At 63.9% G+C, this 26,416-nt stretch carries 21 protein-coding genes; 10 read left to right on the plus strand and 11 right to left on the minus strand.

The annotated features are described in order from the left end of the window. Positions 1 to 208 precede the first annotated feature (208 nt). From M1D34_RS00585 to M1D34_RS00605, 5 genes are all read left to right on the plus strand, one after another. The gene (locus M1D34_RS00585) at positions 209 to 2,530 is read left to right on the plus strand and encodes a putative bifunctional diguanylate cyclase/phosphodiesterase (RefSeq protein ID WP_498780176.1); all 2,322 of its coding nucleotides are present in this window, start codon (positions 209 to 211) and stop codon (positions 2,528 to 2,530) included. A gap of 202 nt (positions 2,531 to 2,732) precedes the next feature. Beyond that, a complete protein-coding gene (locus tag M1D34_RS00590) occupies positions 2,733 to 2,957 on the plus strand; it encodes an aa3-type cytochrome c oxidase subunit IV (protein ID WP_003528928.1) in 225 nt (74 codons plus the stop codon). Positions 2,958 to 3,276: 319 nt separating this feature from the next. Then, positions 3,277 to 4,425, plus strand: coding sequence for a Re/Si-specific NAD(P)(+) transhydrogenase subunit alpha (locus M1D34_RS00595; RefSeq protein ID WP_498780178.1), 1,149 nt, complete (start codon positions 3,277 to 3,279; stop codon positions 4,423 to 4,425). A gap of 1 nt (position 4,426) precedes the next feature. Beyond that, positions 4,427 to 4,837: an NAD(P) transhydrogenase subunit alpha part 2 gene (locus M1D34_RS00600; protein WP_003528932.1), complete on the plus strand. Its 411-nt coding sequence runs from the start codon at positions 4,427 to 4,429 to the stop codon at positions 4,835 to 4,837. Between the two features lie 9 nt (positions 4,838 to 4,846). After that, positions 4,847 to 6,247: an NAD(P)(+) transhydrogenase (Re/Si-specific) subunit beta gene (locus M1D34_RS00605; protein WP_028009841.1), complete on the plus strand. Its 1,401-nt coding sequence runs from the start codon at positions 4,847 to 4,849 to the stop codon at positions 6,245 to 6,247. 118 nt (positions 6,248 to 6,365) lie between these two features. Here the strand turns inward: M1D34_RS00605 and M1D34_RS00610 are convergent, their stop codons facing one another. The 5 genes from M1D34_RS00610 to rpsU all read right to left on the minus strand — a co-directional run bounded on the left by M1D34_RS00610 (position 6,366) and on the right by rpsU (position 11,099). After that, the gene (locus M1D34_RS00610; protein ID WP_498779691.1) at positions 6,366 to 7,529 is read right to left on the minus strand and encodes an IS4-like element ISRm16 family transposase; all 1,164 of its coding nucleotides are present in this window, start codon (positions 7,527 to 7,529) and stop codon (positions 6,366 to 6,368) included. Between the two features lie 191 nt (positions 7,530 to 7,720). Further along, positions 7,721 to 8,992, minus strand: a complete 1,272-nt coding sequence (locus M1D34_RS00615) for an adenylate/guanylate cyclase domain-containing protein (protein WP_498780181.1) — start codon at positions 8,990 to 8,992, stop codon at positions 7,721 to 7,723. A gap of 107 nt (positions 8,993 to 9,099) precedes the next feature. Then, a complete protein-coding gene (locus M1D34_RS00620) occupies positions 9,100 to 9,573 on the minus strand; it encodes a DUF992 domain-containing protein (protein ID WP_003533879.1) in 474 nt (157 codons plus the stop codon). 238 nt (positions 9,574 to 9,811) lie between these two features. Then, the gene (locus tag M1D34_RS00625) at positions 9,812 to 10,735 is read right to left on the minus strand and encodes a tetratricopeptide repeat protein (RefSeq protein ID WP_050543923.1); all 924 of its coding nucleotides are present in this window, start codon (positions 10,733 to 10,735) and stop codon (positions 9,812 to 9,814) included. A 151-nt stretch (positions 10,736 to 10,886) separates the two neighbouring features. Then, on the minus strand, positions 10,887 to 11,099 hold the full coding sequence (gene rpsU, locus M1D34_RS00630) for a 30S ribosomal protein S21 (protein WP_003533884.1): 213 nt from the start codon (positions 11,097 to 11,099) through the stop codon (positions 10,887 to 10,889). A 305-nt stretch (positions 11,100 to 11,404) separates the two neighbouring features. Here rpsU and M1D34_RS00635 point away from each other — a divergent pair, with 305 nt between their 5' ends. From M1D34_RS00635 to M1D34_RS00655, 5 genes are all read left to right on the plus strand, one after another. Further along, positions 11,405 to 12,658 carry a sarcosine oxidase subunit beta family protein gene (locus tag M1D34_RS00635; protein WP_010970244.1) on the plus strand — a complete coding sequence of 418 codons (1,254 nt, stop codon included), beginning with the start codon at positions 11,405 to 11,407 and terminating at the stop codon, positions 12,656 to 12,658. Between the two features lie 114 nt (positions 12,659 to 12,772). Next, positions 12,773 to 13,114: a sarcosine oxidase subunit delta gene (locus M1D34_RS00640; RefSeq protein WP_003533888.1), complete on the plus strand. Its 342-nt coding sequence runs from the start codon at positions 12,773 to 12,775 to the stop codon at positions 13,112 to 13,114. Next, positions 13,111 to 16,104, plus strand: a complete 2,994-nt coding sequence (locus M1D34_RS00645) for a sarcosine oxidase subunit alpha (RefSeq protein ID WP_498780185.1) — start codon at positions 13,111 to 13,113, stop codon at positions 16,102 to 16,104. Before M1D34_RS00640 ends, M1D34_RS00645 begins: the two co-directional genes overlap by 4 nt. Next, positions 16,097 to 16,651 carry a sarcosine oxidase subunit gamma gene (locus M1D34_RS00650; protein ID WP_498780187.1) on the plus strand — a complete coding sequence of 185 codons (555 nt, stop codon included), beginning with the start codon at positions 16,097 to 16,099 and terminating at the stop codon, positions 16,649 to 16,651. Before M1D34_RS00645 ends, M1D34_RS00650 begins: the two co-directional genes overlap by 8 nt. Positions 16,652 to 16,896: 245 nt before the next feature. After that, positions 16,897 to 18,021 carry a zinc-dependent alcohol dehydrogenase family protein gene (locus M1D34_RS00655; RefSeq protein WP_498780189.1) on the plus strand — a complete coding sequence of 375 codons (1,125 nt, stop codon included), beginning with the start codon at positions 16,897 to 16,899 and terminating at the stop codon, positions 18,019 to 18,021. 16 nt (positions 18,022 to 18,037) lie between these two features. Here the strand turns inward: M1D34_RS00655 and M1D34_RS00660 are convergent, their stop codons facing one another. The 6 genes from M1D34_RS00660 to glgC all read right to left on the minus strand — a co-directional run bounded on the left by M1D34_RS00660 (position 18,038) and on the right by glgC (position 26,312). Continuing rightward, the gene (locus M1D34_RS00660) at positions 18,038 to 19,114 is read right to left on the minus strand and encodes a DUF2332 domain-containing protein (RefSeq protein ID WP_498780191.1); all 1,077 of its coding nucleotides are present in this window, start codon (positions 19,112 to 19,114) and stop codon (positions 18,038 to 18,040) included. Further along, the gene (locus M1D34_RS00665) at positions 19,107 to 19,595 is read right to left on the minus strand and encodes a MaoC family dehydratase (RefSeq protein ID WP_003533898.1); all 489 of its coding nucleotides are present in this window, start codon (positions 19,593 to 19,595) and stop codon (positions 19,107 to 19,109) included. Before M1D34_RS00665 ends, M1D34_RS00660 begins: the two co-directional genes overlap by 8 nt. 152 nt (positions 19,596 to 19,747) lie before the next feature. Then, a complete protein-coding gene (gene glgX / locus M1D34_RS00670) occupies positions 19,748 to 21,736 on the minus strand; it encodes a glycogen debranching protein GlgX (protein ID WP_498780194.1) in 1,989 nt (662 codons plus the stop codon). A 231-nt stretch (positions 21,737 to 21,967) separates the two neighbouring features. After that, the gene (locus M1D34_RS00675) at positions 21,968 to 23,596 is read right to left on the minus strand and encodes an alpha-D-glucose phosphate-specific phosphoglucomutase (RefSeq protein ID WP_498780196.1); all 1,629 of its coding nucleotides are present in this window, start codon (positions 23,594 to 23,596) and stop codon (positions 21,968 to 21,970) included. Positions 23,597 to 23,600: 4 nt separating this feature from the next. Then, complete coding sequence (gene glgA / locus M1D34_RS00680) at positions 23,601 to 25,043, minus strand: glycogen synthase GlgA (RefSeq protein WP_498780198.1); 1,443 nt, start codon at positions 25,041 to 25,043, stop codon at positions 23,601 to 23,603. A gap of 6 nt (positions 25,044 to 25,049) precedes the next feature. Then, positions 25,050 to 26,312, minus strand: coding sequence for a glucose-1-phosphate adenylyltransferase (gene glgC, locus M1D34_RS00685; RefSeq protein WP_003533906.1), 1,263 nt, complete (start codon positions 26,310 to 26,312; stop codon positions 25,050 to 25,052). Positions 26,313 to 26,416 lie beyond the last annotated feature (104 nt).

Consider the following 26,416-nt stretch of genomic DNA (forward strand, 5'->3'; position numbering starts at 1 on the left):
TATTATCCGCAAAAGCCTTGCCGCCAGAACCCTCAAAAAGTCAACTGGGGGAGAGCTCGGACACCGTCGCCAGTCGGCGACTGTAACGTCGCGCATAGCACGGGGACACATATCCGAAACGCTGATACCGACAGGGGCCAATATCTGCCGGGGCAATCTTTCGTTAAGTCCTCGACCCTAACAATCCGGCAAACCGGAGCTTAGGTTCATGACCCGCAATGAACGGGGCGCTCTTCCGGCAGACATCTATCTGTCGTTCGTAAGCTCGCTCTACCAGAATCGAGGGACGTTGGTGATCGGCATGCTATCGCATGTCGTGACCTTCCTGCTTGTCTTTCTGAAGACCTCCGACACGCTCTATCTCGGCTGCACCGTCGCGATCGTCGTCCTGTGGATCGTGCGCAATCTCGACATGATGCGCTTCGACCAGCTGGATCTGTCCGGGGCGGACTACGCGGCCATCAGAATGTGGGAGAACCGCTACATCGTCGGCGGCGTCGCCGTTACGCTGACCTGCGGCATCGCCTGCGGATATGCGATAGCGGTCACCCGGGACGTGTTTTCCCAGGTTGCATGCGTGTCGGTGACGCTTGCCTCGATGATCTCACTGGTGGGCCGCAACTACGGTTCCGAGCGGGCGGTACTGCTTCTGTCGTCTTCGGCCTGCCTGCCGATGATGATCGGCGCCCTGTCGCTGGGCGATCCCTTCATGGCCGTCCTCGCGGTTCTGATCGTGCCCTTCATCCTGACGACCTGGATGATGGCGAATAATGTGCGCGGCTATCTTTTCGAAAAAATCCTCGCAGCCCGGGACGAGAACGTCCTTGCGGCACTGGAAACGAAGACGATCGCGGGGCAGTTCGACGCGGCACTCAACAACATGACTCACGGTCTTTTCATGCTGGACGACCGGCATCGCATCGTGGTGGCGAACGAGCGTGCCTGCGAACTTCTACACCTAGGCGACAAGGCGCAACTCAAAGGTTGGCTGCTCGGTGATGCCCTCGAGCGCGGGAGCGATGCGCTGGCGCTCGACCCGGAAAGAAGCGACAGCATAGCGCGGCAGCTGGACCTGCTGATCGAGGGAAAGCGTTCGCGCGCGCTCGTCACCATATCGGAGGAGCTCCTTCTCGAATTCTCGGCGAACCGCCGCGAGAACGGCGAAATCGTTCTTATCTTCGAAGACGTGACGGCGCGCGTTCAGGCAGAAAGGCAGGTTCTGCAGATGGTGCGCTTCGACACGCTCACCGGTCTGCCGAGCCGGGACTATTTCGCCGAGCTCACCCACAATGCGGTTGCGGCCGGCACGGCGCATGATCGCGACATCGGCCTCCTGCTCGTAGACATCGCCGAATTCAAGCACGTCAATGACACGAGAGGCCACGTCGTCGGCGACAAGCTTCTTCAGGCCATTGCCGATCGTCTCAAGGGTCTCGCAGGCAGTGAGGCGATCGCCGCCCGGCTGATGGGCGACGAGTTCGTCGTGTTCTTTCATAACAGGGTGGGCCGTTCCGGTCTGGAGGAACGGATTCGCGCCGTCCATGCGAAGCTGCACGGCACCTATATGGCCGACGGTTTCACCTTCAACATGGCGATGAATGCCGGGTTCGTCATTGTGAGGAAGAGCGAATTCCGGTTAGAGGAACTACAGATCAAGGCCGATCTGGCGCTATCCGAGGCCAAGGCCCGAAACAACGGCGGCTGCACCGCCTTCGAGGCCGAGATGGAAGGGCGCTACCTCGACCGCCAGAAGCTCAAGAGCGACCTGCGCGAAGCGATTGGGAGAGGCGATCTCAGCCTTGCCTACCAGCCGATGTTCACGCCGGATGGATCGCGTGTCGTAAGCTGCGAAGCGCTGGCGCGCTGGACTCATCCGGAGCGCGGCCCAGTCCCGCCCGACATTTTCATCCAGCTTGCCGAAGAGATGGGGCTTGTCACGGACATAACGCGCTTCGTTGTGCGGCATGCCTGCCGCGATTGTCTGACTTGGCCGGCCGAGGTGGCGGTTTCGGTCAATCTCTCAGTTCTCGACCTTCACGGGGACGAGATCGTCGCGATCGTGGCGGAAGCACTTGCAGAGAGCGGCCTCAACCCCGCCCGCTTGCATCTCGAAGTCACCGAAAGCTGCCTGATGGACGAGCCCGTCAAGGTCCAGGCCGTGCTTCGGGAGCTGCGCGAGCGCGGCATGGCGATCGCGATAGACGATTTCGGAACCGGTTATTCGAGCCTCAGCTACCTCGATGCGCTTCCGGTCAGCATCATCAAGGTCGACCGGTCCTTCGTGCGCGACATCCATGTGAATTCCCGGCGCTTCAAACTCCTGCTCGGCACGGTCAATCTTGCCCGCGCCCTGGAGCTCAAGGCGGTCGTCGAGGGGGTCGAGACGGCCGAACAGCTGCAGCTCATAAACGAGTACAATTGCGCCGATCTGATCCAGGGCTTTGTCTTCGCGGCCCCGATGCCCGCCTCTGCCGTGGCCGTCCTGTGCGGGCATGGCATGCCGGAACCGGTTGCCGAGCGGACCGCCTGACGCCTTTCGGCGCAATGTCGCCCCTGCGCCGGCCGCACTATCGATTATGCCGCAGGGCTCGCGGGGCGGTTTTCGTTGCGAAGGGGCGGCGCATTGTGTATGCGGAGCTAAAGGAACCGATTGCGCCTCGCGGGCAAGCGGTCATGGGTGGATAAGACAAGGCCGCCATCGGCGGTGCCGCAGAATTTTGGAGAATTGGACGATGGCAGAGCATCATTCGGGACCGGTCGAAACGGGCGCTCCGATGGACTATTCCGAGCATGAGAAGACATATGATTTCTTCATCAGCGCCACGAAATACGGCACTCTGTTTTGCGTCGCGCTGCTGATTGCGATGGCTGCTGCTTTCTTCACGACGATGGGCTTTTTCAGCTCGCTCGTTCTTTTCATTCTCATCAACGTTGCCGGTTACTTCTTTCTTCGCTGACCGGCGTCGCTGATCCGTCCCGCCGAAGATGGGGAGGGGGTCCCCATCTTTGTCGCGGGCCGATCGAGTTTTTCCCGCACCCACGTGGGAGTATCGTCTCGGCGGCGGATGTTTCCGCCCCGCAGGAGGAGTTCTGTCGCTACGACGATGCGCCCAGGGTGCACTAAGGTCGCTGTAGCGCATTGAGGTGCCGCATGGTTCTCTCCCGAAATCGGCTCGATTCGGGGACCGTGTGAGTGAAGAGGCGGCGTGCAATGCTGTCGCCTGGAGGACAACGTCCGCAACCCGGCCAGCCGGGGCGGACCGGGGAGGGGGATTTGTGAGCGAGATCGTCTTTATCGCCAAGGAATCGGATCCGAACGAGGGACGCGTTGCCGGTTCCGTCGAAAGCGTGAAAAAACTGAAGTCGCTTGGCTTCGACGTGGTTGTCGAAGCGGGTGCCGGCCTCGGTTCACGCATACCCGATCAGGAATACGAGAAGGCCGGTGCGCGTGTCGGTACGGCGGCGGATGCGAAAACCGCCGACGTGATCCTCAAGGTCCGTCGGCCGAGTGCGCACGAGATTTCCGGCTACCGGTCCGGCGCTGTCGTCATCGCCATCATGGACCCCTACGGTAACGAGGAAGCGATATCGGCCATGGCCGGCGCGGGCCTCACAACCTTCGCCATGGAGCTGATGCCGCGCATCACCCGCGCCCAATCCATGGACGTGCTTTCCAGCCAGGCAAACCTTGCCGGTTATCAGGCGGTGATCGACGCCGCTTACGAATATGACCGCGCGCTGCCGATGATGATGACCGCTGCCGGCACCGTGCCGGCGGCCAAGATCTTCGTCATGGGCGCGGGCGTTGCCGGCCTGCAGGCGATCGCTACCGCCCGCCGCCTGGGCGCGGTCGTCTCGGCGACGGACGTTCGCCCCGCCGCAAAGGAGCAGGTAGCCTCTCTCGGCGCCAAGTTCATCGCCGTGGAGGACGAGGAGTTCAAGGCGGCCGAGACCGCCGGCGGCTATGCCAAGGAAATGTCTCGGGAGTATCAGGCCAAGCAGGCGGCGCTCGTCGCCGAGCACATTGCCAAGCAGGACATCGTCATCACCACGGCGCTGATCCCCGGCCGCCCGGCGCCGCGGCTCGTGACCCGCGAAATGCTCGATTCCATGAAGCCCGGATCGGTCGTCGTCGACCTCGCGGTCGAGCGCGGCGGCAATATCGAGGGGGCCGAAGCCGGCAAGGTGACGGAGGTCGGGGGCGTCAGGATCGTCGGCCATCTGAACGTGGCGGGCCGCATCGCCGCTTCCGCCTCGCTGCTCTACGCCAAGAACCTCGTGACCTTCCTGGAGACGATGGTCTCGAAGGAGACGAAGGCGCTGGCATTGAACATGGAGGACGAGCTCGTCAAGGCCACGGCGCTGACCCATGGCGGGGCAGTCGTGCACCCGGCCTTCGGCGGTGCCATGAGGGGGGAGAAGTAAGATGGCAAACGAACTTCTGGACAAGGCACTGACCGATCTCGAGCGGGCGGTCGAGGCGGTGAAGACCGCCGCCGAATACGTGCCCGATGCGGCCGGAGCGGTGGCGCATGGCGCGACCGGCGGCGCGATCGATCCCTTCGTCTTCCGCCTCGCGATCTTCGTGCTGGCCATCTTCGTCGGCTACTACGTCGTCTGGTCGGTGACGCCGGCGCTGCATACGCCCCTGATGGCGGTGACCAATGCGATCTCGTCGGTGATCGTCGTCGGCGCCTTGCTCGCGGTCGGGATCTCCGCCTCGGGGCTTGCCACCGGCTTCGGCTTCGTCGCACTGGTACTTGCTTCGGTGAACATCTTCGGCGGTTTCCTGGTCACCCAGCGCATGCTCGCCATGTACAAGAAAAAAGAAAAGTGAGGCGGCCCGATGAACGCTAATTTCGCTGCCTTCCTCTATCTCGTCTCGGGCGTGCTCTTCATCATGGCGCTGCGCGGCCTGTCGCATCCGACCACCAGCCGCAAGGGCAATACCTACGGCATGGTCGGCATGGGCATCGCGATCGTTACGACGCTGTTCCTGGCGCAGCCGTCGATCGGCGGGTTTCTCCTGATCGTCGCCGGTCTCGCGGTCGGCGGCGGTGCCGGCGCCTATATCGCAAAGCGCATCCCGATGACGGCGATGCCGCAGCTCGTGGCCGGCTTCCACTCGCTCGTCGGTCTCGCCGCCGTTCTGGTGGCGGCCGCCGCACTCTATGCCCCGTCCTCCTTCGGCATCGGCGAGGTCGGCTCGATCCCCGCGCAGGCGCTGGTCGAAATGGCGCTCGGCGTGGCAATCGGCGCCATCACCTTCACGGGCTCGATCATCGCCTTCCTGAAGCTGGACGGCCGCATGTCCGGGAAGCCCATCCTTCTGCCCTACCGCCACGCGATCAACCTCGCGCTTGCCGTGCTCGTCGTCTTCTTCATCATCGGGCTGGCGCTCAGCGAAAGCCATTTCGACTTCTGGGCGATCGTCGCGCTGTCCCTGGCGCTCGGCGTGCTGATCATCGTTCCGATCGGCGGCGCGGACATGCCGGTCGTCGTGTCGATGCTGAACTCCTATTCCGGCTGGGCGGCGGCCGGCATCGGCTTCACGCTCGGCAACCTGGCGCTCATCATAACCGGGGCGCTCGTCGGCTCGTCGGGTGCGATCCTCTCCTACATCATGTGCAAGGGCATGAACCGGTCCTTCATCTCGGTGATCCTGGGCGGCTTCGGCGGCGAGACGGCGGCTGCCGGCGGCGACGACGGAGTCCAGAGGACGGTGAAACAGGGCTCGGCCGACGACGCCGCCTTCCTGATGCAGAACGCCTCGAAAGTGATCATCGTGCCGGGCTACGGCATGGCGGTCGCCCAGGCACAGCACGCGCTCCGGGAGCTTGCCGACAAGCTCAAGGAGAACGGCGTCGAGGTGAAATACGCGATCCACCCGGTCGCCGGCCGCATGCCCGGTCATATGAACGTGCTGCTCGCCGAAGCGAACGTCCCCTATGACGAGGTGTTCGAACTGGAGGACATCAATTCGGAATTCGCCCAGGCCGACGTCGCCTATGTCATAGGCGCCAACGACGTCACCAATCCGGCGGCGCGCGACGACAAGTCCTCGCCGATCTACGGCATGCCGATCCTCGACGTCGACAAGGCCAAGACCTGCCTCTTCGTCAAACGTTCGCTCGGCTCCGGCTATGCCGGCATCGACAACACGCTGTTCTACAAGGACGGCACGATGATGCTGCTCGGCGACGCCAAGAAGATGACCGAAGAGATCGTCAAGGCGATCAATCACTGAGGGGGAGCGAGGCCGGCCCCTCATCCGGCTGCCGCCACCCCCGCAGGCGGGGAGAAGGGATATGCCGCGCTGCCGAAGTCCCCTCTCCCCGCCTGCGGCAGGGCTGTCCGGGGAAAATTCATGCATAGTGGAAGACCATTTGGTTTGGGATGGTCCGGGGTTTTGGTCGGCTTGGATTGACCTGCGGCGGCTTGTGGATTTCGGCGATGCTTTTGCGCTGGAACAGGCACTGGGTGACGAGGTCGGTGAAGCGCAGGATCGGTAGAGGGACGCGGGCGAGGCGGGCGGCGATGCGCAACAGTGCATAGGCGATCATCGCCGCGAAGATCTGCAGGCGGATGGCGTTGTCGTTGTTGCCGAGGAACTTGCGGATCTTGAGGTGCTGTTTGATCCAGCGGAACAGAAGCTCGATCTGCCAGCGATCCTTATAGAGCTGGCCGATCTCGACGGCGGAGCGCTCGAGGTCGTTGGTCAGAAGCGTGATCGTATCGCCGTCCTGGCGCTTGACGATTACCCGGCGCAAGCCGATCGGCAGCTTGGAATCGCCCTTGCTGGCGAGGCTGACCTGGCTGTCTTCGAGGACCAGGAAGCCATCGCCTTGAGGTTGCTCAACGGGGCGTTCAGCGACCAAAGCCAGTCCCATGTTGGTCTTCGGCCGGGTGACGAAACTGGCGCCGGCTTCGGCGATCGCCGTCCACCAGCCGTAATGGCAGTAGCCCTTGTCGAAGACATAGGTTGCGCCCTTTTCGATGGTGATCGTGCGGCCGATCTGGGCGTCGTTGACGTTGGCGTCGGTGATGTCGAGGATGCCTGGACAATCGGCCTTGGGATCATAGACGACATGCAGCTTCATGCCGCGGATGCGGCCGTTCGACTTGGCCCAATCGTACAGCTTACCCAGCGGGATCGGGGTCGAATCGATCAGCCGCAGCATCTTGGTGCCCTCCCGGCGCGTCTGCCGGTCGAGCTGACCGGCCAGAAGCGCGAAGGTCTCGGCGAAGACGGCGACCGGGCGGCGGCGGTTGGCGTCCGACAGCGTCGAGCGCATCAGCCGGCCACTGCCGAGATGGTAATGATGCTGACTGTTGGCGTTGAAGCTCGCCTCCAACCCGCGCAGGCTGGTCGTGGCGCTCAACTGGGCATAGATCAGTGCCACCAGATGATCCCAGCTGGTAAAGCACTTGTCGTAGGCATCCCCGGCATGACGATCCACAATCGCCTGAAAGCTGCGGCGATCAATCGCTTTCAGCAGCTGGGCGAAAATGCTAGGGGTGAACCGCATGCTCCGTCTCCTTTTCTGAGTCTCGACAACCAGAAAATAGACGGAAAAACGCCGTCTGACGGGGCATGCGCCTGCGACATTTCGATTCACCCGGAACTTTCCCCGGACAGCCCTGCCGCCTGCGGGGAGAGGGTTAGGGTGAGGGGCTTTTGTGCCGTGAACCGGCTATCGTCACCGTATCTCGGCTCCGCTCAGCCGCCCGCGATCTCCGGATCCCAGGTGAAGAGTTCCTTCGCTTTGGCAATGCCGCGGAGCGCAAACCGGCCGAGCGAAACGGCATTCGCGCGATGCTCGACCGGGCAGGCCGCGATGAATTCCGAGGACATGATCACATGTCGCTCGACTGAGCGGCACATGGCGGAGATACGGCTCACCTCGTTGACCGCTGGTCCGACGACGGTGAAATCCAGCCGGTCCTGGCTGCCGATATTGCCATAGAAGACCTCGCCGATGTGCAGCCCGAGATAGACGTCGGTGGTCGGCTTTCCTTCATCTAGCCGCCGCGCGTTCAACTCCGAAAGCATGACCCGCAGTTGACGCTCGGCCGCGATGGCGGCGCCGCAGGCCTCGGCCGGTTTGCGGCCGTTGAAGATGGCAAGCACTCCGTCGCCGATAAGCTTCAATACGCTGCCGCCATGATCGTGGACGGCGGTGATCACCATGCCGGAATAGTCGTTCAGAAAGGGGATGACATCCTCCGGCGCGACGCTGTCGGCTATGCGCGTGTAGTTGCGCAGATCGGAGAACCACATGACCGCTTCGATCCGCTCGGCCGAGCCCCTTTCGATGCTGCCCTCGACGACGCGGCGGCCGGCATCCCGGCCGAGATAGACATCCGCAAGCGTCCCGATGATGCGCATGCACGAGGCCGTCTTCACGGCGAGCGCGAGGGTGGGCAACAGCACTCTCAGTGCCGCGATGTCCTCCTCACGGAAGCCGGCTTGCCTTTTTGTGGTCCAATAGGAGTACAGGCAGTCCATCTGCCCTATGCGGCCGCGATCGGTGAAGTGATGAATCATGCTGACGCAGTCGGTGTGGCCCTCTGCCTTTAGCGTGTCGAGCACGGTGAAGGGAATATGCTTCTCCCCGGCAAGGCGGGTGCGGCGCTCGGTTTCATTGTCCCTTAGCATATGGAAGAAGACGGAGCGCTGCCAGTTGGCCTGAGCCTCGCCGCCGCTGGTCGAGCCGTATTGCACGACCTCGGGAACCTCGTCGCTTTCGCTATTCCACTGGAAGGCGCGCCCTTCGAACTCCGGGTGCAGCGTGTCGATGATGCCGAGCGCGCGATCTATGGGCAGGCCCGCGGCGTGGCACCGGCCACAGAAGCCGGCAAGAAGGTCCTGCTCCTTCAGGCCTCGAATTCCCTCTTCCGACATCCACTGAACGATGTCGCGGATCAGCTGTTCCTTCATCCTGCATCCCGTCGTGCCGGCGTTACCGCGTCCGGCAACGATCATCACCATCACAGTGCCGCGCCTTGCAGCGGCGCGCAAGGTGGGCCGTACGGATCACGCAATGTGCCGCGGACGGGAGGAGGGGAGAGGAGCCGGCTTCATCGCTCGCGAAGCGATCAGCCGGCCGGCGCCAGGACCAGGTGATCCACGCCGAGGGCGACATTCAGGCCCTCCTGCACCTGGACATTGACCGGTTGCAGCATGAAGGCCCTGTTCGTGCCGCCGGCAATGACCTTCGCTCCGCCACCGACTGCGAAGCTCGCATCGGCGCCGACACCGACATATTCGCCAGCCAGCGCAAATTCGTTCAGCGGAGTGCCGGTTTTCGCCAGCACGTCCCAGATCATGACGGTTTTGCCGGTGGAGCCGATATCCAGGCCGATCTTGGTGATCTTGCCCGCATAAACCCCTCCAGGCGAGCCATCCGCCGGCGAGAAGGTGCACATCAGGTTCTTGGTCGAGGTGACGATAAGCCCGGTGCCGCCTTCCGAGCCGCATGTGAGACGCCCGAGCGTGACGTAATTCTGGGCGGCGGCAGCTCCGGAGAGCGCCGCAAAGGCGATTGCGGTAATGAGGGTCTGTCGAATCATGGCTCGGATCTCCGTGCTGGAGCGTTTCACTGCTCATTCAAACTGTGAAACGCTCGAACCCCTTTGAAACTGCGCGCTTCCGGACGGAAAACCGCTACGCTTCTCCTGGAAGTGCTCTAGGCCATGGTCAAACGGATTGAATTCAGGATGGTTCCGCAACCCTGATCGGCGCAGATGAAACGACAACGCCCGCGACAAGGCCGCGGGCGTATGATGTCCGACGGAGGATGGCGAAGTTTCAGGACATCGCCTTGGCGCGGGCAAGGCCGGCACGCGCCGGCTCGTATTTGGGATCGAGCGACAAGGCATGCGAATAGGACTTCGCCGCCTTGGCCTTGTCGCCGCGGCGCTCGTAGATCAGCGCCTGGTTCGCCCAGGACTCGGCCAGCTTGCCATTCAGGTTGATGGCAGTGTTGAAGTCGGAGAAGGCGTTGTCGTCGTCGCCCTGCGCCACATAGGAGATGCCGCGGCCGTTATAGGGTTCGGGTGAGCTCGGCGAGAGCGAGATTGCCTTGGAGAAATCTTCGATAGCCTGCGCGTGCTGATTGCGCGCCTGATAGATCAGGCCACGATTGTGGTAGGCGCGGGGGTCTGCCGTATCGAGTTCGATCGCCTTGTTGAAGTCGTTGAAGGCGGCGTCGAGCTGGTTCGCCTGACGGTAGAGATTGCCGCGGCCGATATAGGCGACATCGTAATTCGGATTGATCTGCAGTGCCGCATTGTAATCCGCAAGAGCGGCCTGCTGGTTGCCCAGGTTGCGCTGAACCAGCGCCCGATTGGCATAGGCCTGATAGAAGCGCGGGTTGAGCTGGATCGCCTGGTCGAAATCGGCGACCGCCCGGCGGAATTCGCCGGCGCGCCCGTAGGCCGAGCCGCGCACATTGTAGCCCTCGGGGTCGCTCGGATTGGAGGCAATGACGCTCGAGAGCGAGGCGATGTTTTCTTCCGAGCCCTGAGCCCGTTCGACGCGGAACATCGATTCGGGCTTGTCGGTCTGGCATCCTGCGATGAGCAGGGCCGAGCCGAGCACGAGAAAGGCGGCAAGCTTCGGCTTGCGCTGGTGGCGGCGGTTCGCCTCCTCGGTGGTGAGGCCGGAGACGTCCGCAGTCATGGCAGCAAGTGTCAAAGTCGATCCCTCAATGCGACAAGGCCCGAAAGCCATCGGCTTTCCGTTTACGGAGCACGCGAGTGCGGCGGCTGACCGTCGCCAGCTGTCACGCTAGACTGTCGACGGACTGGGTGTCCATACCAAAATGGCGGCGGCGATCCCTCGCCTCCGCCACTTGCATTGGAAAGCGTCGAAAAAAAGACGATCAGCGGGCCACGATGCCTTCGCGCTGCGCCCGCTTGCGGGCCAGCTTGCGAACGCGGCGGACGGCTTCTGCCTTTTCGCGCGCACGCTTCTGGGACGGCTTTTCGTAGAAGTCACGCATCTTCATTTCGCGGAAAATGCCTTCGCGCTGCATCTTTTTCTTAAGAGCGCGGAGCGCCTGATCGACATTGTTATCGCGGACAAGTACCTGCACGTGAATCCCGTTCCTTTGCTTCGAGTTGGTAAGCCTCACCATCAGGTTTGGAGAGGCAATAAATTTGCGTTCGCTGGGCGAGAACCCTACGATTAGAAGAGCGGATAACAGATCGCGTGCCGAAAGTCCAGCGGCGAGAGAGCGCGCGTGGGGAAAAAGCGCCGATGGCTCTGCGGCGGCGGCCGTCGATGTCGCAAGACCGCGCAAGTCCGCCGGATCGCGTCGCAAAAGAAACGTTGCGTGGTCCTCGGATTTGCGATTTCTAACGCCAACGAACGTTACCGGGTTCATGGAGTAGCAGGCGGATGCGCAAATATTCTGTTTTTGCCGTGGCGCGCGAGGCGCTGCGCGGCCACAAGGGGTGGGGCCCGCACTGGGCTTCGCCGGAGCCGCGCAAGCAATATGACGCAATCATCATAGGCGGCGGCGGTCATGGCCTCGGCGCCGCCTATTATCTGGCCAAAGAGCACGGCATCACCAATGTCGCCGTGCTCGAGAAGGGCTGGATCGGCGGCGGCAACACCGGCCGCAACACGACGATCATCCGGTCCAACTATCTCTATGAAGAGAGCATGGACATCTACGAGCATTCGCTGAAGCTCTGGGAAAACCTGTCGCAGGACCTGAACTACAACGTCATGTATTCGCCGCGCGGCGTGATGATGCTGTCGCACAACATCCATGACCAGCAGTCCTTCAAGCGTCACATCAATGCCAACCGGCTCTACGGCATCGACAATGAATGGCTGACGCCGGAACAGGCCAAGGCCTACTGCCCGCCGCTCGACATATCGAAGACTGCCCGCTACCCGATCAACGGCGCGGCACTGCAGCGCCGCGGCGGCACTGCGCGCCATGATGCGGTCGCCTGGGGCTATGCGCGGGCGGCTTCGGATCGCGGCGTGCACATCATCCAGAATTGCGAAGTGACCGGCATCCGCCGCGACGAAACCGGCCGCGTGACCGGCGTCGATACCAATCGCGGCTTCATCGGCGCGAAGAAGGTCGGCATCTCTGCTGCGGGCCACTCGTCGGTCCTGATGCAGATGGCGGATGTGCGCGTGCCGCTGCAGAGCCAGCCGCTGCAGGCGCTCGTCTCCGAGCCCTTGAAGCCGATCTTCCCCTGCGTTGTCATGTCGAACTCCGTGCATGCCTATATCTCGCAGTCGGACAAGGGCGAGTTCGTCATCGGCGCCGGCACAGACCAGTACAATTCCTACTCGCAGACCGGCGGCCTGCAGATCATCACGCATACGCTGGATGCGATCTGCGAGCTTTTCCCGATGTTCCGCCGCGTCAAGATGATGCGGCAATGGGGCGGCATCGTAGACGTCACTCAGGATCGTTCGCCGATCCAGGGCGTGACGCCGGTGCCCGGGCTCTACCTCAATGCCGGCTGGGGAACGGGCGGCTTCAAGGCGACGCCGGGTTCGGCCAATCTCTTTGCCCATCTCATCGCGCGCGGCGAGCCGCACCGGCTTGCTGCGGGGCTCACGCTCGAGCGCTTCCGCACCGGGCGGCTCATCGACGAGGCGGCCGCGGCCGCCGTTGCGCACTAAAGCATGATCCGACGGAGCGAAGCGAAGATCGATGATTACGCTTCAGAGAAAAGAACGTAGAGCGGCCTTGCGCCTTCCAAGAAAGGTGCGGCGCTCTGATCGAGGACATTCCAGATGCTTCTGATTTACTGCCCCTATTGCGAGGAAGAGCGCTCGGAGCTCGAATTCCGCAATGCCGGCGATGCCCATATCGTCAGACCGGCCAACATCGCCGAGATCAGCGACGAGGAGTTCGAGGAATACTTCTTCCTCCGTCAGAATCCGAAAGGGCTGATCTATGAAAGGTGGCGGCATATCCACGGCTGCGGCCGCTTCTTCAATGCGGCTCGCGATACCGTGAGCGACCGCTTCCACGTGACCTACAAGGCCGGTGAGCCGAAGCCCGATCTTAACGCCGAGCCGAAGACGAGCGAAACGGTCGAGACCTACGAGGCTCTGGAAGGAGTGGCAGAATGACCGGGGTCAACCGAATTTCGGGCGCCGGGCGCCTGACGCCGGCGCGCACCGCCCGCTTCACCTTCGACGGCCGGAGGCTGACGGCGCTCGAGGGCGACACGATCGCCTCGGCGCTCATCGCCAACGACATCCATCTCGTCGGCCGCTCGTTCAAATATCACCGCCCGCGCGGCATTCTTTCAGCAGGCGCCGAAGAGCCGAATGCGCTGCTCGACGTTTCGCGCGATGCCGCGCGCCGGCAGCCGAACGTCCGCGCCACCGTGCAGGAAGTCTTCGACGGCATGAAGGTGTTGTCGCAGAACCGTTGGCCGTCGCTCGCCTTCGACGTCGGCGGCTTCAACGATCTCCTGTCGCCCTTCTTCGCCGCGGGCTTCTACTACAAGACCTTCATGTGGCCGAAGGCCGCCTGGCACAAGCTCTACGAGCCTTTCATCCGCCGCGCCGCCGGTCTCGGCGTCGCGCCGGCGGAGCCCGATCCGGATCATTATTCAAGCCGCTACGTCCATTGCGACGTGCTGGTGGTCGGCGCCGGCGCTGCGGGACTTTCGGCCGCACTTGCGGCCGCGAATGCCGGTGCGAAGGTGATCCTGTGCGACGAGCAGCCGGCTGTCGGCGGCGCCCTGCATTACGACAGCGGCACCATGATCGACGGCAAGCCAGGCTATGACTGGGCGCTGGCGACGGGCAGGGCGCTTGCGGCGATGGACAATGTCACGCTGCTGACCCGCACGACGGCCTTCGGTTACTACAACCACAATTTCGTCGGCCTCGTCGAGCGAGTGACGGACCACCTCCCGGCTCCCGATAAGGGGCTTCCGCGCGAGCGTCTGTGGCAGGTGCGCGCGAAGAAGGTCATTCTCGCCAATGGCGCGATCGAGCGCCACATGGTCTTCGCCAACAACGACCGCCCCGGAATCATGCTGGCCTCGGCCGGCCGCACCTATCTCAACCATTTCGGCGTCGCAGTCGGCAAGAAGGTGGGCATCTATACGGCCCATGATTCCGCCTATGAGGCGGCCTTCGACCTGAGGAAGGCCGGCATCGACGTTCCCGTGATCGTCGACTGCCGCGACAAGCCGGGCGACATGGTGCTCGCGGAAGCCCGCAGCCTCGGCATCGAGGTGCTGAGCGGCCACTCGGTCGTCGATACCACCGGCAAGCTCAGGATCGCATCCATGAGTGTCGCTCGCAACGGCGGCGGAGCATCCCGCAAGATCGCGGTCGACGCACTGCTCGTCTCGGCCGGTTGGACCCCCTCGGTGCATCTCTTCTCCCAGTCGCGTGGCAAGGTGACCTTCGATGCGGCGACGGAGCGGTTCCTGCCGGGAACCTATGCACAGGAATGCCTGTCCGTCGGCGCCTGCAACGGCACGGACGACCTGCAGGCGACGATCGACGAGGCGCTTGCCGCCGGTGAACTGGCGGCCCGTGCCGCGGGTGCGGAAGGCGGCGCGCAGGTCGCGCTCTCCGGCCGCAACGCCTTCGAATGGACGGGCGGCATGATCGGCGCGGCGGAAGGCGCGGGTGCGGATAAGACGGTCAAGGCCTTCATCGACTTCCAGCACGACGTCTGCGCCAAGGACATCCGTCTCGCGGTGCGCGAAGGAATGCATTCGATCGAGCACATCAAGCGCTTCACCACCAACGGCATGGCTTCCGACCAGGGCAAGCTTTCCAACATGCACGGTCTCGCGATCGCGGCGGAAGCGCTCGGCAAGGAAATCCCCCAGGTGGGGCTCACGACCTTCCGCCAGCCCTATACGCCGGTGACCTTCGGGACGATCGTCAGCCACTCGCGCGGAAGCCTCTTCGATCCGGCGCGCAAGACGCCCATTCATGCCTGGGAGGAGGCGCATGGCGCCGAGTTCGAGGATGTCGGCAACTGGAAGCGCGCCTGGTTCTATCCGAAGGCGGGCGAGAATATGCATGAGGCGGTCGCGCGCGAGTGCAAGACCGTTCGCGAAGCGGCCGGCGTCTTCGACGCATCGACCCTCGGCAAGATCGAGGTGGTCGGCCCGGATGCCGCCGAGTTCCTGAACCTCATGTACACCAACGCCTGGGACAATCTGAAGCCCGGCCGCTGCCGCTACGGCATCATGCTGCGCGACGACGGCTTCGTCTACGACGACGGTGTCGTCGGCCGGCTTGCGGAAGATCGCTTCCATGTGACGACGACGACCGGCGGCGCGCCGCGCGTCCTCCACCACATGGAGGACTATCTCCAGACGGAGTTCCCGCATCTGAAGGTGTGGCTGACCTCGACGACCGAGCAATGGGCGGTCATCGCCGTGCAGGGTCCGAAGGCACGCGAGATCATCGCGCCGCTCGTCGAGGGCATCGATCTCTCGAACGAAGCCTTCCCCCATATGAGCGTTGCCGAAGGCCGCATTTGCGGTGTGCCGACCAGGCTCTTCCGCATGTCGTTCACCGGCGAGCTCGGCTTCGAGGTCAACGTACCGGCCGATTACGGCCAGGCCGTGTGGGAGGCGATCTGGGCACGGGCCGAGCCGATGGGCGCCTGCGCCTACGGCACCGAGACCATGCACGTGCTGCGCGCCGAAAAAGGCTACATCATCGTCGGCCAGGATACGGATGGAACCCTCACGCCGGACGATGCCGGCCTCTCCTGGGCGGTATCGAAGAAGAAGCAGGACTTCGTCGGCATTCGCGGCATGAAGCGCCCCGACCTCGTCAAGGAAGGCCGCAAGCAGCTCGTCGGCCTCCTCACGAAGGACCCGCAGGTGGTGCTGGAGGAGGGGGCGCAGATCGTTGCCGATCCGAACGAACCGAAGCCGATGACCATGCTCGGTCATGTGACCTCGTCCTACTGGTCGCCGAACTGCGGCCGCTCGATCGCGCTCGCGGTCGTCGCCGGCGGCCGCGCGCGCCTCGGCCAGACGCTCTACGTGCCGATGGCCGACCGGACGATCGCCGTCGAGGTGAGCGACATGGTGTTCTTTGACAAGGAAGGAGGTCGCCTCCATGGCTGACCAGGCAATCGCTACCCGCAAAGCCCCGCTTGCCGGCCGCCGTGGCGGCTCGCCGGCGGCAATCCTGACGCCGGCGGAGCCGGCCTCGCGCGTATCGCTGCGCGCCGGGGCCGACGCGGTTCCCGCACTCTCGGCCGCGCTCGGCGTGACCATTCCCGTGCGGCCCAAGACGTCCGCCTCGACCGGCCGGCGTCATGTTCTCTGGCTCGGTCCCGATGAGTGGCTGGTGATCGACGAGGACGGCGCCGACCTGATGGCGGCGGCGGCCTCGATCGGGACGGTGCACGCGGCCGTCGACGTTTCGCACCGGAACACGGCCGTCATCGTCAGCGGGCCGGGCGCGGAAGCGGCAATCAACAGCGGCTGCCCGCAGGACCTTTCGCTCTCCATTTTCCCCGTCGGAGCCTGCTCGCGCACGATCTTCGGCAAGGCGGAAATCGTTCTCTTCCGAGCCGCCGAGGATACGTTCCGTGTCGAGTGCTGGCGGTCGTTCTCGCCCTTCGTGTTCGGGCTGCTGGCCGAAGGCGCGGAAGACGCGGGGCACTGACGGGCAAATTCCGGCCCCTCATCCGGCCTGTCGGCCACCTTCTCCCCGCAAGCGGGGCGAAGGAGACTCGTAGCAAGCTCCAATTCCTTTCTCACCCGTAGTGGGGACGAGGCGGTGCAGCATCTCCCTTCTCCCCGTAAAGCGGGGAGAAGGTGGCGGCAGCCGGATGAGGGGCATTCCATCCTCACGAACGGATGGCTAAGTTCTGCCGGTCGAACCGGGATTCGGGAACGGGAGGAGCGAGCTTGAAGACGCGTGCGGCGGTGCTGAGGAAGTCACCGGTCGAGAGACCCTATGCCCATACGAGACCGCTCTCGATCGAAACGATAGATCTCGCCCCGCCGGGACCGGACGAGTTGCTCGTCAAGATCGGTGCGGCCGGGCTTTGCCACTCGGACCTGTCGGTCATAAACGGCGACCGGCCGCGGCCGGTGCCGATGGCGCTCGGCCACGAAGCCGCCGGCACGGTGGAGGCGGTCGGAAGCGGCGTTCGCGACATCTCCCCGGGAGACCGGGTGGTGATGAGCTTCATGCCGAGCTGCGGCCACTGCCTTCCCTGCGCGGAAGGGAGGCCGGCACTGTGCGTTCCTGGAGCGGAAGCGAACGGCAAGGGCACGCTGCTTTCCGGCGAGCGCCGGCTCTCATGCGGGGAAGTCCCCGTCAATCACCATCTCGGCGTCTCCGGATTCGCCGATTATGCGGTGGTTTCCCGCCACTCCGCGGTCAGGATCGAGGCGGATCTGCCGATGGTGGAGGCGGCTCTGTTCGGCTGTGCGGTGCTGACCGGCGTCGGTGCGGTCGTCAATACGTGCCGGGTGCGGCCGGGTGAATCCGTTGCCGTGGTCGGGTTGGGCGGGGTCGGGCTGGCAGCCCTTCTCGGGGCCGTCGCCGCCGGCGCCGAACGTATCGTCGCGATCGATCTCGCGGAGGACAAGCTGAAGCTCGCCCGCGCCCTCGGTGCGACCGACACCTTCCTCGCAGCCGATCCGGATGCGGCCGAGAATATCCGCCAGGCGACCCGCGGCGGCGTCGATCACGCGATCGAGGCGGCGGGCTCCGTCAGGGCCTTCGACCTTGCCTATCGCATCACGCGGCGAGGTGGGCTCACGGTTTCCGCGGGCCTTGCCCATCCATCGAGCCAGATCTCCATCCCCGCGGTGAGCCTCGTGGCCGAAGAGCGCAGCGTGCGCGGCAGTTACATGGGAAGCTGCGTTCCGGCTCGGGACATACCGCGCTTCATCGCCCTCTACGAGCGCGGCAGGCTCCCGGTCGACCGGCTGCTGTCGAGCACCGGGCCGCTGGAAGAAATCAACGAGGCCTTCGACCTTCTCGATCAGGGCCGTGTGATCCGCCACGTGATCACCTTCTGACGGCTCACATGAGCGATCAATTGCGGCTTTCCGGCCATCCTTTCCAATCGACCCATCGGCCGTGGAAATCCGCACGGCCGACGGCATGCGTCTCGCCGGCAGGCCATATCTGAAGCGATAGGGCTGCTCCGGGTGTCTGTCCGTCCGCCTCCATTTGCAGCCGGGCAATCGGCGCCTCCTGCGTCGCCGCCGCGCCGGCGGCAGCAATCAAGGCGTCTCCTTCTTTCCGGGCGGCTTCCGGCAGATACTGCCAGGCAATCGAATGGTAGACGACGTGGGCAGCGCCCGGATAGATGCGCGCCAGCCGCGTTTTCAGCCAGTCGATGGCATCCGCCCGTTCAACCGGATTGCTCCGTGATGCGGCAATTTTCAGCGCTTGCCTGGTGCGATCGATCCGATCCTGCTGGTCTGCCCAGATGTAGGAGAGAAGCCGCAGCCGATCGTCGCCGTCCGCCGGATTGAGCGGATGGAGGTCGCAGCCGGCTCGGTCGATGATTTCGACGGGCCGGAGGGGAGGAGGCCCGCCAGCCCATTCAGGGGCAATGACCACAGCAGCGGCTTCATCGCCCCAGCGGCCACTTGCCAGATCGTAACGGTAACGGTCCCAGTGCAGGTTCAAACCGGCGCTGGCGCCGATCTCCGAGATGACAAGCGGCTTCCCGAAAAGCTGCGCTACCGTAAGGAATCCGGGAAGCAGGGCGCCGGAGCGCCGCACTTCGTTCGTTTGCGGCGCTGAGGTGAGCCGGTCGAGAAGGAAGCCGGATTCCTGCCGGATGGCCAGATCGATCGCCTGCCAGAGGGTTTCGTCATCGGCGGAGTTCGGCGGGTAACTTGCTCCGAGGCTTTCGCTGCGGCCCAAGAGAACCAGGGCATGCAGGGCGCCGGCAAGGCGAAGGGCGACAGAATCGCCCTTGGAGGTCGGATCGCCGCGCCAGCCGAGAATCCGCTCCCCGACCGCCGAGCTCGCATCCAGCCGGTCGGCCACCAGACGGCAGAGCCGGGCGGTAAAAGGCGAACCCAGTTCGTCGCAGGATTTCGCCTGACCGCGGAAGGCGTCGCGTACGCACGTCTCGCCCGCCAGCGCTTCAGACATCGGCCGGACGGTCCTTCGGGTCGAATTGGATGATCGTCTGCCAGGTGGCGGTCAAGGCCGGTTTTCTTTCGCCCTCGATTTCGACCGTGACGTCATAGGTGATCATCAGCATTCCGGCCCCGCGGAAACGTGCATCTGCCATGGTGAAACGGCCGCGCACGCGCGCGCCGCTCTTGACCGGTGCCACGAAGCGCACCTTCTCGAATCCGTAATTGATGCCCATCGTCTGCTCGCGGATCTTGGGCAGGCAATTGTAGTTCATCGCCGAAAGCAGCGACAGCGAGAGGAAACCATGCGCAATGGTGCCGCCGAAAGGCGTCTCCGCCGCGGCGCGCACCGGGTCGGTATGGATGAACTGGAAGTCACTCGTCGCCTCGGCAAAACGGTCGATCGTCTGCTGCGTCACGGTGATCCAGTCGGAGACGCCGAGCTCCTTGCCGATCAGATCCTTGATATCGGAAAGTGAAATATCCTGCGGCATATGATTTTCCTGAAATGGGCCTCCCCGCTGATCTATAGGCCGGCTCGGCAAGGTCTAGCAAGTGGTCCTAAGTCTTGAGATGGTTTCACTGTTTTCATGAAACAGCGAAACCATCCAACTCACTGGAGCTGGGCACTTCCGGACAGAAATCGTTAGACGCGTTTCCTGGAAATGCTCTCGAAAACCTCGACGAGAAAGGTGACCGAACGGGCCGGTGCGAAGGATGGAACGGTAAGGTCCGAGAGTGCGTCGCGCCATTCGCCCTCGAGGCTTGAAGGCAGGCGGAACGGGTGCGGAGCGTGGCTGCGGTTGATGACCACCGCAAGTCGGGTCGGGCGCTTCTGACGGCGATCTTCGGTCGCGAGCATCACGACGAGATTGTCGGTTGCTGGGTGCTCCCAATCCTCCACCGTCAGCGGCTCCCCGTCGAGGCGCAGCCAGGCGACGTCGCCGTTGCCCGTGAAGAAACCGGTCTCGCCGAAGACCGAGAAGCGCCGGCGCATGGCGGAAAGCCTGGCGGTGTGCTCGACGAGCTTATCGTCGAGTTTGCTCCAGTCGAGCCAGGTCACGGCATTGTCCTGCGCATAGGCATTGTTGTTGCCGCCCTGGCTGCGCCCGCCTTCGTCGCCGGCCGTCAGCATGATTGCGCCGCGCGAGGTGAAGAGAGTGCCGAGGAGCGCCATGGCATCGCGTTGCCGGAAGGCGGCGATCTCCGGATCTCCGGTCGCGCCCTCGGCGCCGTTGTTCCAGGAAAAGTTCTCGTCGTGGCCGTCACGATTGCCTTCGCCGTTCGCCTCATTGTGCTTGCGGGCGTAGGAAACGAGATCCATCAGCGTGAAGCCGTCATGGGCGGCGATGAAGTTGACGCTGCGCGTGGCCGTCTCGCCCCAGCGGGAAAAGCTGTCCGAGGAGCCGGCAAGCGCGGTCGCAAGGACGCCGACCGCGTGCCGGTCGCCGCGCCAGTAGCGGCGGATGTCGTCGCGGGCCCGGTCGTTCCATTCGAGGAAGGAATGAGGGAAATTGCCGAGCTGGTAGCCGCCGGGGCCGGTGTCCCAGGGCTCGGCGATGAGCACGCGGCCGCAAAGGATGGGGTCGGCGGAGATGGCCGAGAAAAGCGCGGCATCGCGGCGGAAGCCGCCCATGTCGCGGCCGAGGATCGATGCGAGGTCGAAGCGGAAGCCGTCGACGCCGGCAGCAAGAACGAAATGGCGCAGGCTGTCGAGGATCAGACGCTGGACGACAGGATGGTCGCAGGCGATCGTGTTGCCGCAGCCGGTGTCGTTGATGAGCTCGCCCGGGCGGCCCGCCGCGTGGCGATAATAGGTCAGGTTGTCGAGCCCGCGCATCGAAAGCGTTGCACCGAAGCGGTCGCTCTCCCCGGAGTGGTTGAAAACGAGATCGAGGACGACGCCGATACCGGCCTGGTGCAGGACCTCCACGGTCCTGCGCAGTTCCTCGATGCCGCCGGGCACCAGGCGTGGATCGAGCGCCATAGGCGCGATCGGATTGTAACCCCAGCCGTTGTGGAGACCGAGCGGAGGCAAGTGCCGCTCATCGATCCAGGCCACGACCGGCATGAGTTCGACCGCGGAAACGCCGAGGCTTGTGAGGTGATCGATGATGACGGGTTCGGCGAGAGCAGCCACCGTGCCACGCTTCCTTTCGGGCACGCCCGGATGAAGGATGGTGAACGGTTTGACTGCAATCTCGTAGATCAGCCCCCCGGCCTGAAATAGCGGCGGCCTCGGCTCTAGCGGTTTCACCTCGGTCACGATGGCCTTCGGCACGAGGTCCGCCGTCTCCTCGCCGAAGACCGTCAGCCGCTGGTCGTGACGAAAGGGCCGGTCGAGTTGCGCCGCGTAGGGGTCGACCAGAAGTTTCGACGGATCGAACCAAAGCCCGTGGTCCGGCGAGTAGACCCCATCGGCGCGCAAGCCGTAGCGGGTGCCGGCAGCTATGTCAGGCAGCTCGATGCTGTGGACATCGCCGTCGCGCAGCATCGGCAGGCGGCTGAGTTCGGTGTTGCCCGCTTCGTCGAACAGGCAGAGATCGATGCGGGCGGCATTGTGCGACCAGACCGCGAAGCGCGTCCCGTCGGGTGTGCGCGTCACGCCGAGAGGTGGAATTCCGGTCGTCGGCATGGGGTGCTTCCCTTCTTGACACTGAGTTGAAGACAGTGGTCCGCTTTACCCCCTCTGGCCTGCCGGCCATCTCCCCCACAAGGGGGGAGAATACAAGCGGCTGCCTCGCGCTCGACAGACAGGTCGCTGAACGCGGAATGCTTGGTCAGAGCGAGAAGCGTGCCACATCCTTTCTCCCTCCTTGTGGGGGAGATGGCCGGCAGGCCAGAGGGGGTAAAGCGGCGTGCACCCTCAGGTGATGACGCTCGGTTCATCGCGGCCGGTGCGCGCCTTGATCTCGGCGATCTCGTCGGCAACAGCGATCAGATCGGCAAGCGCTTCCTGGGTGTCGAGATCGTGGCGGGCCGGATCCGGCTCGTAGCGCTCGATATAGACGCGCAGCGTCGCACCCGACGTCCCCGTGCCCGACAGGCGGAAGACGACGCGGGATCCGCCCTTGAAGAGGATGCGGATGCCCTGGTTCTTGCTGACCGATTTGTCGACCGGATCGTGGTAGGAGAAATCGTCGGCCGTCTCGACCGTGAGCGCGCCGAAGCTCTTGCCGGGCAGCGCGGGGAGCTTGTCGCGGAGCGCGGCAATCAGGCCGTTCGCCGCATCGGTGTCGACCTCTTCGTAGTCGTGGCGGGAATAATAGTTGCGGCCGTAGGTTGCCCAGTGCTTGCGGGCGATTTCGAGTGCGCTTTCCTTGCGCGCGGCGAGGATGTTGAGCCAGAGCAGCACGGCCCAGAGCCCGTCCTTCTCGCGTACATGGTTCGACCCGGTGCCGGCGCTTTCCTCGCCACAGATCGTCGCCAAGCCCTCGTCGAGCAGGTTGCCGAAGAACTTCCACCCGGTCGGCGTTTCATAGATGCCGATGCCGAGCTTTTCGGCGACACGGTCGGCCGCGCCGCTCGTCGGCATGGAGCGAGCGATCCCGGCAAGTCCCTTGGCATAGCCCGGCGCCAGATGCGCATTGGCGGCAAGCATGGCGAGGCTGTCGGACGGCGTGACGAAGATTCCCTTGCCGATGATCAGATTCCGGTCGCCGTCGCCATCGGAGGCGGCGCCGAAATCGGGCGCATCCGGCGCCATCATCGTCTCGTAGAGCGCTCGGGCGTGGACGAGGTTCGGGTCCGGATGATGGCCGCCGAAGTCGGGCAGCGGTATGAAGTTCATGACCGAGCCCTTCGGCGCGCCGAGCCGTTTTTCGATGATCTCCTTGGCATAGGGCCCGGTCACCGCGCTCATCGCGTCGAACACGACCCGGAAGCCGCCGGCGATCAGCTTGCGGATCGCATCGAAGTCGAACAGGCTCTCCATCAGTTCCGCATAGTCGGCGACGGGATCGATGACCGTCACCGTCATATCCTCGACCTGCTGGCTGCCTTCGACGTCGAGATTGACGTCGGGCGCGTCGGCGATCTTGTAGCTGTCGATCGCCTTGCTGCGGGAGTAGATCGCGTCCGTGACCTTTTCGGGAGCCGGGCCGCCGTTGCCGACATTGTACTTGATGCCGAAGTCCTCGGTCGGTCCGCCGGGATTGTGGCTCGCCGAGAGCACGATGCCGCCGAAGGCCTTGTATTTGCGGATGACATTGGAGGCGGCAGGCGTCGAGAGGATGCCGCCGCGGCCGACGAGCACGCGGCCGAAGCCGTTCGCCGCCGCCATCTTGACGGCTTTCTGGATCACCTCGCGGTTGTAGTAGCGGCCGTCGCCGCCGATCACCAGCGTCTGGCCTTCGAAGCCCTCGAGCGAGTCGAAAATCGACTGGATGAAGTTCTCGGCATAGTTCTTCTGCTGGAAGACCGGGACTTTCTTGCGCAGGCCCGAGGTGCCGGGTTTCTGGTCCCCATAGGGGTTGGTCGAGAGGGTTCTTATCATCTGTTTAGCCTTTCGCGAGAAGAGCGGAGTAAAGCGAGACGTAGCGTTCCGCGCTTTTGGCCCAGGAAACGTCGGATTTCATGCCCTGGTTCTGCAGGCGTGCCCAGAGCTTGGGTTCATTGTATGCGCGCAGGACGCGCAGGATCGCAAGCCTTAGCCCGTCGGTCGTCACCGGCAGGAAATGAAAGCCGGTGGCGCACTTCGCCGACAGCGCCGCCTCGTTGGCGTCGATGATGGTGTCGGTGAGACCGCCGGTGCGGGCCACGACCGGAACGCAACCATAGCGCAGGCCATAGAGCTGCGTCAGGCCGCAGGGTTCGAAACGCGACGGAATGAGGATCGCATCGGCGCCTGCCTGCATGAGATGCGACAGCGGCTCGTCATAACCGGTCACCATGCCGATATGCCCGCGGTGGCGCGACGCGGCCGCCATAAGCGCGCTTTCGAGCGCCGGATCGCCCGAGCCGAGCACGACGAGCTTGCCGCCGAGTGCCACGATATCGTCGGCGGCTTCGGCGACGAGGTCCATGCCTTTCTGCCAGGTGAGGCGGCTGATGACGCAGAAGATCGGCCCCGGACCTTTTTCGAGGCCGAAACGCTCTTCCAGCGCCTTGCGGTTGCCGGCGCGCCGTTTGAGCGTTCCCGGCCCGTAATGCGCCGGAATGTGCGGGTCCGTCTGCGGGTCCCACGTGTCTCCGTCGATGCCGTTGACGATGCCCGTCAGGTCCGCGACACGGCTCGACAGGAGCCCATCAAGGCCCATGCCGAATTCGGGCGTCAGGATTTCCTGCGCATATGAAGGGCTGACCGTGGTGATTGCGCTTGCCGTCTGCAGGCCGCCTTTGAGGAAGCCGACATCGCCGTAATATTCGACGAATTGCGTGGAGAAGGCATCCGGAGGCAGCGCCAGTTCCGGGAACACCGAGGCGCCGAACTGACCCTGGAAGGCGATGTTGTGGATCGTCATCACCGTCGGCAGGTCCGGCGCCGGGCCGAAGCGCATATAGACGGGGGTGAGCGCCGTCTGCCAGTCGTGGACGTGAACGATGTCCGGCTTCCAGTTGGGGATGATGCCGTTCCCCGCGATCTCCGCAGCTGCCAGCGAGAGTGCGGCGAAGCGCCGGAAATTATCGGTATAATCGCGCCCGGTCGAATCGAGATAAGGGCCGCCGTCCCGTGCATAGAGTGCAGGCTGGTCGAGGACGAGCAGGTCCACTCCGTTGACCTCGGCGGCAAGCACCGTGGCTGGATGGCCGAAGAGATTGTCGAATCGGCCGACCGGTTTTTTCTTCTTCAGCTTCTTCAGCACCGAGGGATAGCCGGGCACCAGCGTGCGCGTCCGCACACCATGCGGGAGAAGTGCGGAGGGCAGCGCGCCGACGACATCGGCGAGGCCCCCCGTCTTCACCAGCGGGTAGACTTCGGACGCAACTGACAGGATGTTCATACTCGGCTACATTCCCAGCTTGTCGATCATCGTTTGCGTGATCAGGCAAACGCCGCTTTCCGTGCGGCGGAAGCGTTTCGCGTCGAGCTCCGGATCGTCACCGACGACCAGGCCCTCCGGAATGACGACGCGGCTGTCGATGACGACATTGCGCAGAATCGAATGCCGCCCGATCGTCACGTCGGGGAGAACTACGGCATTTTCGAGTCTGGAGTATGAATTCACCCGGACCCCGGTGAAGAGCAGGCTCCTGTTGAGCGCGGCACCCGAGATGATGCAATCGCCCGAGACGAGCGAGGACGTGGCCGAGCCGCGGCGGTTCTCGTCGTCATGGACGAATTTGGCCGGCGGCTTGATTTCAGAGAAGGTCCAGATCGGCCAGGTGCTGTCGTAGATGTCGAGCTCGGGCGTGATATGGGTGAGATCGATATTGGCCTGCCAGTAGGCGTCGATGGTGCCGACGTCGCGCCAATAGGCCTCGCGCTCGAAGTCGGACCGGACGCAGGAATGGGTGAAGCGGTGGGCCACCGCTTTGCCGTGTTCGACGATATAGGGAATGATGTCCTTGCCGAAGTCGCGGCTCGATTTGGGATCGGCGGCATCCCGACGCAACATGTCCATCAGGAATTTCGTGTGGAACACGTAGATGCCCATGGACGCGAGTGCCATGTCCGGATTGCCGGGGATGCCCGGCGGATCCGCCGGCTTTTCGACGAAGGCGATGATGCGGTCCGCGTTGTCGACATGCATGACGCCGAAGCCCGTCGCCTCCATGCGCGGCACTTCCAGGCAGCCGACGGTCACGTCGGCGCCCGAATCGACGTGCTGCTGCAGCATCAGTTCGTAGTCCATCTTGTAGACGTGATCGCCGGCGAGAATCACCATGTATTCGACGCCATGGTCCTCGATGATATCGATGTTCTGATAGACCGCGTCGGCGGTGCCCTCGTACCACTGCGTTTCGGAAACGCGCTGGCTCGCCGGCAGGATATCGAAGCTCTCGTTACGCTCCGGCCGGAAGAAGTTCCAGCCGCGCTGGAGATGCCGGATCAGCGAGTGGGCCTTGTACTGCGTGGCGACGCCGATTCGACGGATGCCGGAATTCAGCGCATTGGAAAGCGCGAAATCGATGATCCGCGCCTTTCCGCCGAAGTAGACGGCAGGTTTCGCACGCCGGTCGGTGAGTTCCTTGAGCCGGCTGCCGCGGCCGCCGGCGAGCACATAGGCCATGGCATCACGGGCCAGGGGTTGCGTACGTTTTTCCACCATTTATCCTCCCCAAAATCATTTCGGGGGACTGCTTGGCGCCTCTTCGGCGCCTCGAGCCCAAACGATTTCCTCCTGTTCCGCCCGTCGAGCCAGTCCCCGTCGGG

This window comes from Ensifer sp. D2-11 (genome assembly GCF_054161295.1).